Consider the following 14,077-nt stretch of genomic DNA (forward strand, 5'->3'; position numbering starts at 1 on the left):
CGCACGCTGTCAACAGATCAAGTGAAGCGACGTCTTCATCACTCATGAGACGTTGAATCGGTGCTACAGGTCATGGTCTTCTCGGGTCCGCATGATGCGGACCTTTTTTTGCGTTTCTGGCGTAGGCTTTCGCTGACATGCGCTGTCGGCGCTGGCTGAAAATCCTGCCGGCATTTTGCCCGGCGCGTTCTTCTGTTGTTTTCAAGTTAATGATTCGTCAGCAAGTATTTCAGAATGTAGCGTCGGCCTCGATGCTCCCTGCGGACGCACCCCCTTGTCCCGTTTCTGCCAGGAGCGACAATGCACTCAAGCCATGACGGCTGGATCGCAGGATGCGGTCGATGCGGCAAGGAATGTCGCGGCAAGGGAAGCGAGGTCGGAGCACCTCGACTCAGGGATGAGGCACAGGGACGTACGAGCAGGCACAGGATGTGACCGTCGTGTGATCCGGGTGTGTCGAAGAACGAAAAAGGGGACCGGATGGTCCCCTTTTTCGTTGCATGATACCGCTTATTCGCATGTTGCCGCGCTTCGGCAGACTGATCTCTCTTGCGGCCGCAGCGCGGGCGTGAGCGGGCTCAGCGCTCCAGATGCTGCAGCTTGCCCTTCACGCCATCCCATTCCTTGGCATCGGCCGGGCGCTCGCCAATCTGCGTGATGTTGGGCCAGATCTCGGCCAGTTCGGCATTGAGCTTGATGAATGGCTTCTGGTCCGCCGGCACCTCGTCTTCCGAGAAGATGGCGTTGGCAGGGCACTCCGGTTCGCAGAGCGCGCAATCGATGCACTCGTCGGGGTGAATGACCAGGAAGTTGGGGCCTTCATAGAAGCAGTCGACCGGGCAGACTTCCACGCAGTCCTGATATTTGCACTTGATGCAGTTTTCGGTAACGACGAACGTCATGGCGCAGACCCCGAGTGTCAGGTTCGAAAAGTGGCGCGTAGTTTAATGCCCAGACCAGGGCAAGGCAATCGACGTGCCTGCTCCGGGGCGGCCCATGGCCATGCCCGTACCGGACTCACAGCAGCGTCTTGAGACGGTAGAGCAGGGCATGGGCATCGCGCGGGCTGAGCTGGTCGGGATCGACATCGCGCAGGCACAGTTCGACATCGCTGGGGCTGCGGGTGGCAAACAGATCGGGCTGATGGGTCACCGCGGTTTCCGGCATGCGTCCGCGGCGCCGGCTGGCCGTGTTGTCATGCCCTGTCGTGTCGGTCGCTGCAGCCGCTGTCGCGGCCGGCATGCCGGCTGCCGGGGTGGAGTCATGTTCGCTCAGGCGCAGGCTGACGCTCTGGGTTTCCAGCTGCCTCAGCTTGTCGCGGGCGGCGTCGATGACCGCCGCCGGAATCCCGGCAAGCTGGGCCACGGCGAGACCGTAGCTCTGGCTCGCGGGGCCGTCCTTGACGCTGTGCAGGAACACCACGCGGCCGTCGTGCTCGGCTGCCGACAGGTGCACGTTGGCCACGCCGTCGAGCTGGTCAGCGAGGGCGGTGAGCTCGAAGTAGTGGGTCGCGAACAAGGTCAGCGCACGTCGCTCGCGGGCCAGCCAGGCAGCGGCGGCCCAGGCCAGCGACAGCCCGTCGAAGGTGCTGGTGCCGCGCCCGATCTCGTCCATGATCACCAGGCTGTCAGGGGTGGCGTTGTGCAGGATGTTGGCGGCCTCGGTCATCTCGACCATGAAGGTCGAGCGGCCGGAGGCAAGGTCGTCCGAGGAGCCGATGCGGGTGAAGATGCGGTCGACCGGACCGATGCGCGCGGCATCCGCAGGCACGTGGCTGCCGATGTGGGCAAGCAGCACGATGAGCGCGGCCTGGCGCATGTAGGTGGATTTGCCGCCCATGTTCGGGCCGGTGATCACCAGCATGCGGCGCTGCGGGTCCAGATGCAGGTCGTTGGCAGTGAAGGGCTGGGTGATCATGCGTTCGACCACCGGGTGACGGCCGGCCCGGATCACCAGCCCAGGTTCGCTGCCCAAGGCAGGGCAGACCCAGTCCAGGGTGTCGGCGCGCTCCGCGAGGCAGGTCAGCACGTCCAGCTCGGCCAGTGCTTCGGTGAGCTGCTGCAGGGGCTGCAGGTCGTCGAGGATGGTGTCCAGCAGCTGCTCGTAGAGCTGCTTCTCGCGCGCCAGCGCTCGCGCCGACGCTGACAGCGCCTTGTCCTCGAAGGCCTTGAGCTCGGGCGTGATGTAGCGTTCCGCGTTCTTCAGGGTCTGACGCCGGATGAAATGCGCCGGAGCCTGTTCCGCCTGGCTGCGGCTGAGCTCGAAATAGTAGCCGCTGACCCGGTTGTAGCCGATCTTCAGGCCGGCAATGCCGCTGCGCTCGCGTTCCTGTGCCTCCAGCGCCAGCAGGTAGTCACCGGCATTGGCGCTGATGCCGCGCAGCTCGTCGAGCTCGGCATCGAAGCCGTCGGCAAGCACGCCACCGTCACGCAGCACCACTGGCGGCGTATCCACCAGCGCCCGTTGCAGGGTCAGCGCCAGTGCCGGAAACGGCCGGATGGCGGCAGTCAGGGCCTGCAGTCGGAGGGCCTGGCGCGGCTGCAGCCAGCCGTTGAGGGCGGGCAGCAGGTGCAGGAGCTCGCGCAGCCGGGTCAGGTCGCGCGGCCGCGCTGTCCGCAGCGCCACCCGTGCCAGGATGCGCTCGCCATCGCCGGCTTCGGCCAGCCAGTCGCCGACGCTGTCCCAGCCGCGCTCCTCGATCAGCTCGGCGATGGCCTGCTGGCGCTGCCGCAGCACATCGTGAGCACGCAGCGGCTGGTGCAGCCAGCGCCGCAGCAGGCGGCTGCCCATCGGCGAGCGGGTCTGGTCGACGACGCTGGCCAGCGTGGCCTGGGTCTCGCCATGGACGTTCTGGGTGATTTCCAGATTGCGCCGGGTGGCGACGTCCATCTGCAGGATGTCGCGGGTGTTCTCCACCTGGATGCCGCGCAGATGCGGCAAGGCGCTGCGCTGGGTCTCGCGTGCGTAGCCGAGCAGGGCGCCCGCGGCGGTGATGGCAGCCGGCAGATCGTCGCAGCCGAAGCCCTTCAGGTCGTGCACCGCGAACTGCTGACAGAGCTGGCGGTAGGCGCTGTCGGCCTCGAAGTGCCAGGGCATGCGCGGGCGCAGACCACGCTGTTCGGCAAGCAGATCCTTCCAGCCGGCATCCTCGGGGTAGAGCAGCTCGGCCGGAGACAGCCGGGCCAGCTCGGCCTGCAGCAGCTCCTCGGTGGCGATCACCTGCAGGCGGAAGCGTCCGCCGGCCATGTCCAGCGTGGCCAGTCCCCACAGGCCGCGCTGCTGGCAGACGGCAGCCAGCAGCGTGTCGCGGCGCTCGTCGAGAAAGGCCTCGTCACTGACCGTGCCGGGCGTGACGATGCGCGCCACCTGGCGCTCCATCGGTCCTTTCTGGGCGCCGGGCTCGCCGACCTGCTCGCAGACCACCACCGATTCGCCCTGGCGGATCAGCCGACCGATGTAGTTCTCGGCGGCATGGTAGGGAATGCCGGCCATCGCGATCGGCTCGCCAGCGGACTTGCCGCGCTGGGTCAGGGTGATGTCGAGCAGGCGAGCAGCCTTCTTCGCGTCGTCGAAGAACAGCTCGTAGAAGTCGCCCATGCGGTAGAACACCAGCTCGTGCGGATGCTCGGCCTTGATGCGCAGGTACTGCTGCATCATGGGGGTGTGGTCAGAGTAGGCGCTGTTTTCCATTTAAACCAATCACGTGTTGTCAGAGGCTGGCGCTTGGGGCATTCGCGGTTGGCTGCCTGCATCGAGCAGGCATTATGGCGCATCTGGTTAGCGATGACGGCCACGTTTCATCGCCACCCGGCAGGCGTGCTCAGATTCCGAGCAGAATTTCCGTGACAAATCCGAGCACATGACTGATTGGTCATGTAATGTTTGCTTGTGGTTTATTTTTAATACATTAAAAACAACAACTTGAGTTTCTTGTGATGTGCTCATTCAGTCTGATCTGATCCGAATTGTTTCCGGACGAGTGTTCAATTTACGATGACATCGTTGACTGTAACCGTTATCGCTGAACATATGCGCGCCCATGTCGGGCGCATCGTCGACGAGGGATCTGCCATGTCTGCCACCGTGATCAACCTGCCACTCAGCACTGCCCGGCTGCCGCTTGATGTGCCCGTCCGGCACATGACCTTCGATTTCGATCCGGAGCGGGCCGATGACCGCTTCTACCTGCGCGCCGAGCTGGCCAGCGCCTATTTCGAGGCATTGTCGATCTTCCTGACTTTTGGCGAAGACCTGGTCATCGACACGGCACGCCATCATCGCGACCTGCTCACGAATCAGGAGCTGAAACGTCGCGTCACCGTGCTGATCGGTCAGGAGGCCATCCACTCCCGCGTGCACAACGAGTGGAATGACGTGCTTGCCAGGCACAAGTTCCCGGTGCCGCTGTACCGCTTCCTCGGCGGCAAGGTCTTCGAGTACGGCTTCAACCGCTTTCCGCAGCCGCTCAAGCTGTCGATGATGGCCGGCATCGAGCATTTCACCGCCGTGCTTGCCGAATTCATGATGAAACACGAAGAGAACTTCTTCCAGTCCGATGACGAGAAGCAGCGCGCCCTGTGGATGTGGCACATGCTGGAGGAGTCCGAGCACAAGGACATTGCCTATGACGTCTACCAGACCCTGAATGGCAGCTACCCGCTGCGCGTGGCCGGATTCCTGATCGCGGCGATCACCATCGTGGCCCTGGTGCCGTTCGCGGCCACGCTGATTCCGGTCATCCGGCGCCCGGCCAACCTGCTCAGCCCGGATTACTGGCGGGACGTGAAGCGCAGTGCCGCTCTGCTGTTCGGCGGCAGGAACGGCGTCTATGGCAGCAGCATGGCGCACATCCTGGACTACCTGCGTCCGGACTTTCATCCCAACGACCACGACACCAGCAACTACATCGCCTATTACCGGCAGCGCCTCCTGCATCCGGTGCACGGCCTCCTGACCCCTTACCTGGATCGTGAGTTCATGCCGGCGCTGCGGGCCTGATCCGGACTTCCCATCGCGACAACGAGAACGACATTTCATGATGAATTTTCTTAGGAAGCGTGCCGCCAGGCCCAGTCACGGGGCCTTTGCGGTGGTCACTGGCGCCGGCAGCGGCATCGGCCGCAGCTTTGCCCTCGAGCTGACGCGTCGCGGCGGCACCGTGCTCTGTGTCGACATCAATCTCGAGGCGGCCCGCGAGACCGTGCGCCTGATCGAGGCCATGGGGGGCAGGGCTGCTGCCATGACCTGTGACGTGGGCAGCGCCGAGGCCGTGAAGGCCCTGTCGGAGCAGGCTGAAGGCCTGCTCGCGCATCCGGTCACCCTGCTCATCAACAACGCCGGTGTCGGGCTCGGCGGCAAGTTCGAGGATGTCTCGCTGGATGACTGGCAGTGGTGCATGAACGTCAACCTGTGGGGCGTCATCCACGGCTGCCACTATTTCGTGCCGGGCTTCCAGCGTGCCGGTGGCGGCGCCATCATCAACGTGGCCTCCGCCGCCTCCTACACGGCAGCGCCGGAAATGAGCGCCTACAACGTCACCAAGGCCGGGGTGCGGGCGTTGTCCGAGACCCTCTACGCCGAGCTCAAGAAGGACAACATCCGCGTCAACGTGCTCTGTCCGACCCTGGTGCCCACGAACATCATCAAGAACGGCCGCATTCCGGGACGCTATTCCGGTCTCGCTGACCACGCCCTGATGAACTACGCCATGACCACCAGTGACGAGGTCGCCGCCCTGACCCTGGACCGCCTCGATCGCGGCGAGCTCTACACCACGCCGCAGATCGACGCCAAGCTGTTCTGGCTTATGAAGCGGGCCTCGCCCAATCTCTATGCCGACTTCCTCGGCTTTTCCTACCGCTTTCTGAAATGAGCAACGGAGTGTTCTCGTGACCGATCACACGCAAGCCACGTCCGGCATCGATGCCGGACGCATCCATGAGGTCTTCATCGTCGGTGCCGGCATTTCCGGCATCGCGGCCGCCATCCGCCTGCAGGAGGCCGGTCACGACGACGTCGTGATCATCGAGCGTGCCAGCCGCGTCGGCGGCACCTGGCGCGAGAACACCTATCCCGGCTGCGGCTGCGACGTGCCATCCTCGCTGTACTCGTTCTCGTTCTTCCCCAGCAGCCGCTGGAGCCGCCTGTTCGCCAAGCAGCCCGAGATCCTCGATTACCTCGAGGAGGTCGCCGACCACTACGGCGTGACGCCGCGCATCCGCTTCAACACCGCGCTGGAGCAGGCGGCTTGGGACGAGTCGCGTCAGCTCTGGGTGCTGGACACCAGCGCCGGCCAGCAGCTGGCACGCACCGTGATCTTTGCTACCGGCCCCATCACCGAGGCGCAGATTCCGGCGATTCCGGGGCTGGATGGCTTCACCGGCGAGATGTTCCATTCCGCACGCTGGAACCATGATCTGGATCTGACCGGGAAGCGTGTTGCCGTCATCGGCACCGGTGCCTCGGCCATCCAGTTCGTGCCCGAGATCCAGCCCAAGGTGGCGTCACTGCTGGTGTTCCAGCGTACCGCGCCGTGGGTGCTGCCGAAGCCGGACCTGCCGCTGGGCGACACCGCCAAGGGTTTGATCGCGCGCTACCCCGCCATCCAGCAGCGCTGGCGCCAGACCATCTCGACGGCACTCAATGCCATCAACTTTGGTCTGCGCAATCCCGAGGTGCTGAAGCCGGTGAGCGCGCTGGCGCGCCAGCTGCTGCGTCTTCAGATCCAGGATCCCGCGCTGCGTCGTGCAGTGACTCCGGACTTCACCCTGGGTTGCAAGCGCATCCTGTTCGCCAACAACTACTATCCTGCGCTGCAGGCGGACAACACCCGGCTGATTCCTCACGGCCTGGTCGCGGTCGAGGGCAATGCCGTGGTCGCCGCCAACGGCGAGCGTCACGAGGTCGATGTCATCATCTGGGGTACCGGTTTCGAGGTCTCGCACCCCCCCATCGGACGCCGCGTCATTGACGCCAACGGCCGGCGCCTGTCAGACCGCTGGAAGGACTCGTCGCCGGAGGCCTATCTGGGCACCAGCCTGGCGGATGTGCCCAATGCCTTCCTGATGCTCGGTCCCAACGTGCTGGTCTATGACTCCTTCATCGGTCTGGCCGAGGCGCAGCTCGACTACATCGTGGATGCGCTGGGCAAGCTCAAGGCCCGCCATGTCAGCCGCTACACCATCCGTCCCGACGTGCTGGCCGCGCACAACGTCCGGGTCCAGGAACAGCTGCAGGGCACGGTGTTCAACAGCGGCGGCTGCCGCAGCTACTACCTCGATGCCAACGGCCGGAACTTCGCCGCCTGGCCATGGTCGCTGGCCGAGCTCAAGCGTCGCCTCAGCCGCTTCGAGCCGGCCGAGTACGAACTCGAGCTGTTTGGCGAGGGCGCGCGCACGGCGGCCTGAGCACGCGCTCAGCTACCGCCTTCCGGCCGGCAGCGGCATGGCCGGAAGGCGCGTGCGTCCGAGCACGGCACCCAGCAGCAGCCGGTAGCTGTCCTTGTCCAGCACCGGCTCAGGCCCGTCGGCTGCACGCTGGCAAAGCGCTTCCGGGGTGTCGGCACTGGCCAGCCAGCACCAGTTGTCGACCAGGTGGTATTCACGCCGGTCGTGCTCCGGATTGTGCTCCTCGAGAATCACCGGGCCCTCGTGCGGCCAGGTCTTCAGCGCCTGTTCAGCCAGTGCCTGCATCAGTCGCAGGTTGTGCGCCGTGCTGCTCTCGCTGCCATCGCACCAGCCCCGGCAGCGCTTCAGCTGGCGTGACGGGCAGGGGCGCGACTGCCGGCGCTCCAGACCCAGCACGTAGTCGCAGAGCCCCTGTGCCGGCGCCAGCTCGCGCAGCACACGCGTGGCCGCGGCGCGGGAGGCGAACAGGCCGTACAGACGTCCGCCCTGACGCAGTGCATCACCGTCTACCACCACGGGGTGCAGCAGGCCGTCGCTGTCTTCACGCAACTGCAGCGACAGCAGCCGGCCCTGCCGGCGCAGCCGCCGGTTGTGCAGCGGTTGCAGCTGCTTGACGTAGCGGGCTTCACGCAGCAGCGCTCCGAGTTCGCCGGCCGTGGTTTCCCAGGTGATGTCGCGCACCTGCTGGGACAGCCGCATTTCCCGGCTGTCGCGCAGATCGGCCTGGAAATGGCTGAGCACGCGCTGGCGCAGGTCGCGTGCCTTGCCCACGTAGAGCAGTCCGGCTTCGCCATGAAAGAAGTACACGCCGGGGCATTCCGGCAGGCGCTGTGCCAGGTCGGCGTCGAGGTAGGGCGGCAGGACGCTGTTCCGGCCGAGGGCCTTCACTGCCGACCGCACGGCCTCGCAGCCACGCCCGGCCTCGGCAGCCTGCAGAAAGGCGAACACGGCGCGGGCATCGTCGAGAGCGCGGTGGCGCTGCGTGATGGCGATGCCGTGGCGCTCGGCGATGGCATCCAGACCATGCCGGCGCTGGTCCGGGTAGAGGGCGCGCGACAACCGCACCGTGCACAGCGTGCGCGGCTGGAAGCGGCGTCCGCAGCGGGCGAATTCGGCCTTCAGGAAGCCGTAGTCGAAGCGCGCATGGTGCGCGACCAGCGTGCGTCCGTCGAGCAGCTCGGCGAGTTCGTCCGCGAGATCGGCAAAGCGGGAAGCACTGGCCAGCATGGCATCGTCGATGCCGGTCAGGCGGGTGATGAAGGCTGGCAGCGCCACGTCCGGCTGCACCAGCCGGGACCATTCGCGCACGCCATCCTCATCGACCAGCAGCACGCCGATCTCGGTGATGCGGTCACGGTCGGCACGGCCGCCGCTGGTTTCCAGATCGAGGATGGCGAGTGCCTGGGGTGCCAGGGCGGGCAGTGGATGCATTAGTGTCCTCGCGGGCTGTCAATCGCACCAGGCCACCGGGAGTTCGTCCCAGCAGGTGGTGTAGCGCGGCGAGCGCTGGCGCACACGCATTTCCCAGCGCGGGTCGAGATCGCAGGCCGCGAGATGCAGGGTGCCGCGTCCGTGCTGCCGGTTGACCCGGTCCATGAGCTGCATCAGCTGCTGGCGGCGCGGGCTGTCGCCGGCAGCGAACAGGTCGGGCTGCACCCGGCTTGCCGGCACCAGCGCGGTCAGCATGATGCCGCACTTGTGGTAGTTCAGACCGGGCTGGAACAGCGCGTCCAGACCGGCCAGCGCAGCGCGTGACAGCAGCATGGTGTCGGCACTGGGAAAAGCCAATGGCACAAGCGTGGTGCGCCGGAACGGGATGTCCTGCGGCCGGAACGGGTTGCTGCGCAGCATGACGTGGACATGCTGGGCCAGGCTGCCCTGGGCGCGCAGCTTCTCGGCGGCCCGGCTGACGTGATGGGCGATGGCGGCGCGTATCGGCGCGAGGTCACGCAGCACCGTCCCGAAGGAGCGCGAGGCCAGGATCATCTGGCGCTCGGCCTCGACCTCATGCAGCGCCAGGCAGGATTCGCCATTGAGCTCGCGTACTGTCTTTTCCAGCACGATGCCGTAGCGTCGCCGTATGCGCAGGCTGTCGGCGTCGCGCAGATCCAGCGCGGTACGGATGCGGTCCTGCGCCAGACGCTCGGCCAGACGCGCACCCACGCCCCAGACGGTGTTCACCGGCTGGCTCGCGAGCAGGGCGGTCAGCCGGCTTTCGGGCAGGTTGCCGAGCGGGCAGACACCGTCCCAGACAGCCTGCTTCTTGGCCAGGTGGTTGGCGAACTTGGCCAGGGTCTTGCTGCGCGCGATGCCGATCCCGCAGCTGATCTTGACGCGCCGTCGCAGGTCGTCGCGCAGCTGGCGTGCATGGGCAACCGGATCGGCCACGCCGTCGAGATCGACGAAGCTCTCGTCGATGGAGTAGCTCTCCACGCGCGGACAGGCGTCCTGCAGCACGCTCAGCATGCGTGCCGACATGTCGCCGTAGAGCGTGTAGTTGGATGACCGGATGACCACGCCATGGTCGGCACAGACCGTGCGCCATTCATGGATGGGCGCGCCCATGGGAATGCCCAGCGCCTTGGCCTCCGCCGAGCGCGCCACGATGCAGCCGTCGTTGTTGGACAGCACCACCAGCGGTCGTCCGGCCAGCGCCGGCGCGAAGATGGTCTCGCAGGTGGCGTAGAAGTTGTTGGCGTCGACCAGGGCCACGCAGCTCATGGCGGTCAGCTGCTGCCGGGTGTTCGCGACGGGCGGCGGCGATGGTGTTCGACGATGTGCGCGGTCACCACGCCGAAGATCTGCAGCTCGTGCCCGGGACGCAGCACCGGGTAGCCACCACCGGCATGTTCCGGATGCAGCTCGTGGCGGCCGTTGATCTGGCGCAGCCGCTTCACGGTGTGACGGCCGTCGATGCGCGCCACCACGATGTCGCCATCCTGCGGCAGGCGTCCTGCGTCCACCACCAGGATGCTGCCGTCGAGTATGCCGGCATCACGCATGGAGTCGCCGCTGGCACGGATGAAGAACGTCGCTGCCGGGTCATGCACCAGGCGCTCGTTGAGGTCGATGCGCTTCTGCACGTGATCGGCGGCGGGCGAGGGAAACCCTGCCGGAACCGGCGTCAGGTGCAGGGGAAGTGACAGCGCGACAGGCTGCCGGGTGAACCACCAGATGCTGTCCATAAAGACAGTATCTGGTGGGGCTGGCGAGCTGTCAAGCAGTCAGCCGGGTCAGGCCAGGGTCTGCAGCCAGCGGCCGATGGCGAGGATTTCCGGCAGGCAGACGGCATGCCCCATGGGATAGGTCTGCCAGTCCAGGCGGTCCAGCCCCAGGGCGCGCGCCTGTTCCGCGGCGGCCATGCCCATGCTGGCCGGCACCACGTCGTCGGCGTCGCCGTGGGCGGCGAACACCGGCGTGGCCAGGCAGGCCGGATTGAGTTCAGCAGCCAGCAGCGCCGGCAGTGGCTGGTAGGTGGACAGCGCGATCAGTCCGGCCAGCGGCTGGTCGTGTGTCAGGCCGGTGAGCCAGGCCAGTGCGCCACCCTGGGAGAAGCCGGCCAGCACGATGCGCGAGCACGGCATGCCACGGGCATTCTCGGCGGCGATCAGGGCGCGGATGGCGTCCCGGCTGGCACGGATGCCGGCCTCGTCGACCAGGCGCTGATCACCATCCAGTGACAGGATGTCGTACCAGGCCGGCATCACGTAGCCACCGTTGATGGTCACCGGCATTGCCGGCGCGGTCGGGAACACGAAGCGCACCGGCAGGCTGGCGGGCAGCTGCAGCTCGGGCACCACCGGCACGAAGTCGTTGCCGTCGGCACCCAGCCCGTGCAGCCAGATCACGCTCAGCCGGGGCGCCGGGCCGGTCTCGCGAACGAGGGTCGGCAACATCACTTCACCGCCATGCCGGGCTGCGCACCGGCATCCGGGGTGAGCAGGAAGATGTCGCTGCCGCCGGGGCCGGCGGCCAGCACCATGCCCTCGCTCATGCCGAACTTCATCTTGCGTGGGGCGAGGTTGGCCACCATGACGGTGAGGCGACCGACCAGCACGGCCGGGTCCGGGTAGGCGCTCTTGATGCCGGAGAACACCTGGCGGGTCTCGCCGCCAAGGTCGAGCTGCAGACGCAGCAGCTTGTCAGCCCCCTCGACGTGTTCGGCGCTGACGATGCGCGCCACGCGCAGATCGACCTTGGCGAAGTCGTCGATGCCGATCACGCCGGAGGCGTCAGCTGCCGCGGCGGCGCTCGCGGGCGCCAGCTTGGCGGCGGCCTGCGGGCTCTGGCCGGCAGCCTTGGTGGCCACCGCTGCCGGCTGGGCGTTCGCCAGCGAGTCCGTGGACGCCTCGACCATGGCGGCCACGGCGGCCGGATCGACACGTGTCATCAGCGGCTGGAAGGTCTCGATGCGGTGACCGAGCAGGAGGTCGCGGCGCGCCTCCCAGGCCAGCCCGTGGGACGGCGAGCCGGGCAGGTTGAGGAAGCCGGCGCTGGCCTCGGCCATGGCCGGCAGCACCGGCGCAAGATAGGTCATGAGCTGGCGGAACAGGTTGAGGCCGACCGAGCACACCGCCTGCACCTCGGCGTCCATGCCCTCGACCTTGGCCAGTGCCCACGGCTTCTTCTCGTCGATGTACTGGTTGGCGCGGTCGGCCAGCGCCATGATTTCGCGGATGGCGCGGCCGAACTCGCGCGCCTCGTAGTGCGCGGCGATGCTGTCACCGGCGGCGATGAAGTCCGCCAGCAGCTGCGGTTCGGCGCATTCCGCCGAGAGTCGGCCCTCGAAGCGCTTGCTGATGAAGCCGGCGCAGCGGCTGGCGATGTTGACCACCTTGCCGACCAGGTCCGAGTTCACGCGCAGCGTGAAGTCCTCCAGATTGAGATCGATGTCCTCGACCTTGCTGGAGAGCTTGGCGGCAAAGTAGTAGCGCAGGTATTCCGGATTCAGGTGCTGCAGGTAGGTCTGCGCCTGGATGAAGGTGCCGCGCGACTTCGACATCTTCTGGCCGTTGACGGTCAGGAAGCCGTGCGCGAACACCCCCGTGGGCAGGCGGTAGCCGGCGCCATCCAGCATGGCGGGCCAGAACAGGGCATGGAAGTAGACGATGTCCTTGCCGATGAAGTGGTAGAGCTCGGCGCTGCTGTCCTTGCGCCAGAAGTCGTCGAAAACCAGCTTGGGCGTCTTCGCGCACAGGTTGGCGAAGCTGGCCATGTAGCCCACCGGGGCATCCAGCCAGACGTAGAAGTACTTGCCCGGGGCATCGGGAATCTCGAAGCCGAAGTAGGGGGCATCACGCGAGATGTCCCAGTCGGCGAGGCCGGCCTCGAACCATTCCGCCAGCTTGTTGGCGACTTCCTCCTGCAGCGTTCCGCTGCGCGTCCAGGCTTTCAGCATGGCCTCGAAGTCGGGCAGCTTGAAGAAGTAGTGCTCGGACTCCTTCTCGACCGGCGTGGCGCCGGAGATGGTCGAGCGCGGGTTCTTCAGCTCGGTCGGCGAATAGGTGGCGCCGCAGACTTCGCAGGAGTCGCCGTACTGGTCGACGGCGCCGCACTTCGGGCAGTCACCCTTGATGAAGCGATCGGCCAGGAACAGCTGCTTTTCCGGATCAAAAAGCTGGCGGATGGCGCGCGTGGCGATATGGCCGCCGGTCTGCAGCGTGCCCGGATGCGCGCCGGGAATGCCGTCGCGCAGACGCAGATAGATCTCGCGGGCGAGCTGGTGATTCTCGTCGCTGTGCGTGGAGTGGTAATTGTCGAAGGCGACGTTGAAGCCGGCGAAGTCACGCTGGTGCTCGGCCTTGACGTTGGCAATCTGCTGTTCCGGCGGCAGACCGTTCTGCTCGGCCTTGAGCATGATGGCCGTGCCGTGGGCGTCGTCGGCGCAGACGTAATGGACTTCATGCCCGCGTGCGCGCTGGAAGCGGACCCAGATGTCGGTCTGGATGTATTCGACGAGGTGGCCCAGATGAATGGGGCCGTTGGCATAGGGCAGGGCGCTGGTGACAAGCAGGCGACGGGTCATGATCTCTACAGCGTGGCAATCGACAGGTCGCCGATGATAGCACTGCGGACTCGCGGCTGCCCCGCCACCGGGGCGATTGCCGCTGCTTTTGCCGGCAGCGGCAGGAGAGCGGAATCAGGCGATCTGCGTGCGGTACTTGCAGGGACGGTCTTCCAGGCAGAACTTGTCACGGTAGCTGCCCGGGCGGGGCGGCATCCAGACACTGCCGACATCGTTGCCAGCCAGCTCGACGGCGGCGACCGGTGCAGCGGCATCGACCGGTGCGGCCAGTGCCGGGGTGGCACTCAGCAGCATCACCGCACTTGCGGCACCCATCATCATCGCGTTCAGATTCCACATGGCGCTACCCTCACGACGTCAGCCATTCGACTGAAGTCACTATCTCGGAATCCCGAGAGCCTTGTGGGGGTTTGCGGTATGCGCTGCGTCGACGTGCTGTTCAGCGACGTGACGTGTGCGACGCTTGCGTGCGGGTTCTGTAACGACTGTATCCGCTCTGCAAATAACCGCCCCATGGCTTTCAGGTTGGGGCGCCGTCCATGACGTTATTAGATGCATTCCGTGCGGATAATCAGTTCTAGTTTTTTAGTTCAAAGAAATCAACACTTTTCGTCGGCTTTCTTATTAATATTTTGTGAAGTAATTG

At 65.9% G+C, this 14,077-nt stretch carries 11 protein-coding genes; 3 read left to right on the plus strand and 8 right to left on the minus strand.

The window, feature by feature from the left end; translation table 11 throughout:
- Positions 1–578: 578 nt before the first annotated feature.
- Both fdxA and mutS read right to left on the minus strand, forming a co-directional pair.
- Positions 579–902, minus strand: a complete 324-nt coding sequence (gene fdxA / locus F595_RS0110305; protein ID WP_022956794.1) for a ferredoxin FdxA — start codon at positions 900–902, stop codon at positions 579–581.
- A gap of 115 nt (positions 903–1,017) precedes the next feature.
- Positions 1,018–3,690 (minus strand): DNA mismatch repair protein MutS, encoded by a 2,673-nt coding sequence (gene mutS / locus F595_RS0110310; protein ID WP_022956795.1) that lies wholly within the window; start codon positions 3,688–3,690, stop codon positions 1,018–1,020.
- 381 nt (positions 3,691–4,071) lie between these two features.
- On the opposite strand from mutS, the gene F595_RS0110315 reads away from it, so the two are divergent.
- Genes F595_RS0110315 through F595_RS0110325 form a run of 3 tightly spaced genes read left to right on the plus strand, consistent with a single transcriptional unit; the run spans position 4,072 to position 7,406 of the window.
- The gene (locus tag F595_RS0110315; RefSeq protein ID WP_026913498.1) at positions 4,072–4,998 is read left to right on the plus strand and encodes a metal-dependent hydrolase; all 927 of its coding nucleotides are present in this window, start codon (positions 4,072–4,074) and stop codon (positions 4,996–4,998) included.
- A 37-nt stretch (positions 4,999–5,035) separates the two neighbouring features.
- Complete coding sequence (locus F595_RS0110320) at positions 5,036–5,872, plus strand: SDR family NAD(P)-dependent oxidoreductase (protein WP_022956797.1); 837 nt, start codon at positions 5,036–5,038, stop codon at positions 5,870–5,872.
- Positions 5,873–5,888: 16 nt separating this feature from the next.
- Positions 5,889–7,406, plus strand: coding sequence for a flavin-containing monooxygenase (locus F595_RS0110325; protein WP_022956798.1), 1,518 nt, complete (start codon positions 5,889–5,891; stop codon positions 7,404–7,406).
- A gap of 12 nt (positions 7,407–7,418) precedes the next feature.
- On the opposite strand, the gene F595_RS0110330 is transcribed toward F595_RS0110325, so the two are convergent.
- The 6 genes from F595_RS0110330 to F595_RS0110355 form a co-directional block, all read right to left on the minus strand.
- Positions 7,419–8,837 (minus strand): 3'-5' exonuclease family protein, encoded by a 1,419-nt coding sequence (locus F595_RS0110330; protein ID WP_022956799.1) that lies wholly within the window; start codon positions 8,835–8,837, stop codon positions 7,419–7,421.
- A gap of 18 nt (positions 8,838–8,855) precedes the next feature.
- Entirely contained in the window at positions 8,856–10,127 is a 1,272-nt protein-coding gene (locus F595_RS0110335; RefSeq protein ID WP_022956800.1) for a Y-family DNA polymerase, read from the minus strand.
- 5 nt (positions 10,128–10,132) lie between these two features.
- Positions 10,133–10,591, minus strand: coding sequence for a LexA family protein (locus tag F595_RS0110340; RefSeq protein WP_022956801.1), 459 nt, complete (start codon positions 10,589–10,591; stop codon positions 10,133–10,135).
- Between the two features lie 48 nt (positions 10,592–10,639).
- Positions 10,640–11,302: an alpha/beta hydrolase gene (locus F595_RS0110345; RefSeq protein ID WP_022956802.1), complete on the minus strand. Its 663-nt coding sequence runs from the start codon at positions 11,300–11,302 to the stop codon at positions 10,640–10,642.
- The gene (gene metG / locus F595_RS0110350) at positions 11,302–13,431 is read right to left on the minus strand and encodes a methionine--tRNA ligase (RefSeq protein WP_022956803.1); all 2,130 of its coding nucleotides are present in this window, start codon (positions 13,429–13,431) and stop codon (positions 11,302–11,304) included. Before metG ends, F595_RS0110345 begins: the two co-directional genes overlap by 1 nt.
- Before the next feature lie 114 nt (positions 13,432–13,545).
- Positions 13,546–13,770 carry a hypothetical protein gene (locus tag F595_RS0110355; protein WP_022956804.1) on the minus strand — a complete coding sequence of 75 codons (225 nt, stop codon included), beginning with the start codon at positions 13,768–13,770 and terminating at the stop codon, positions 13,546–13,548.
- Between the last annotated feature and the right edge of the window lie 307 nt (positions 13,771–14,077).

The organism is Perlucidibaca piscinae DSM 21586, from assembly GCF_000420045.1.
Lineage (GTDB): Bacteria > Pseudomonadota > Gammaproteobacteria > Pseudomonadales > Moraxellaceae > Perlucidibaca > Perlucidibaca piscinae.

Bases quoted from the DNA above. Each gene is read 5' to 3' on its own strand.
- F595_RS0110355 (WP_022956804.1), bottom strand. From the start codon at position 13,770: ATGTGGAATCTGAACGCGATGATGATGGGTGCCGCAAGTGCGGTGATG.
- F595_RS0110330 (WP_022956799.1), bottom strand. From the start codon at position 8,837: ATGCATCCACTGCCCGCCCTGGCACCCCAGGCACTCGCCATCCTCGAT.
- mutS (WP_022956795.1), bottom strand. From the start codon at position 3,690: ATGGAAAACAGCGCCTACTCTGACCACACCCCCATGATGCAGCAGTAC.
- metG (WP_022956803.1), bottom strand. From the start codon at position 13,431: ATGACCCGTCGCCTGCTTGTCACCAGCGCCCTGCCCTATGCCAACGGC.
- F595_RS0110335 (WP_022956800.1), bottom strand. From the start codon at position 10,127: ATGAGCTGCGTGGCCCTGGTCGACGCCAACAACTTCTACGCCACCTGC.
- fdxA (WP_022956794.1), bottom strand. From the start codon at position 902: ATGACGTTCGTCGTTACCGAAAACTGCATCAAGTGCAAATATCAGGAC.
- F595_RS0110345 (WP_022956802.1), bottom strand. From the start codon at position 11,302: ATGTTGCCGACCCTCGTTCGCGAGACCGGCCCGGCGCCCCGGCTGAGC.
- F595_RS0110320 (WP_022956797.1), top strand. From the start codon at position 5,036: ATGATGAATTTTCTTAGGAAGCGTGCCGCCAGGCCCAGTCACGGGGCC.
- F595_RS0110315 (WP_026913498.1), top strand. From the start codon at position 4,072: ATGTCTGCCACCGTGATCAACCTGCCACTCAGCACTGCCCGGCTGCCG.
- F595_RS0110340 (WP_022956801.1), bottom strand. From the start codon at position 10,591: ATGGACAGCATCTGGTGGTTCACCCGGCAGCCTGTCGCGCTGTCACTT.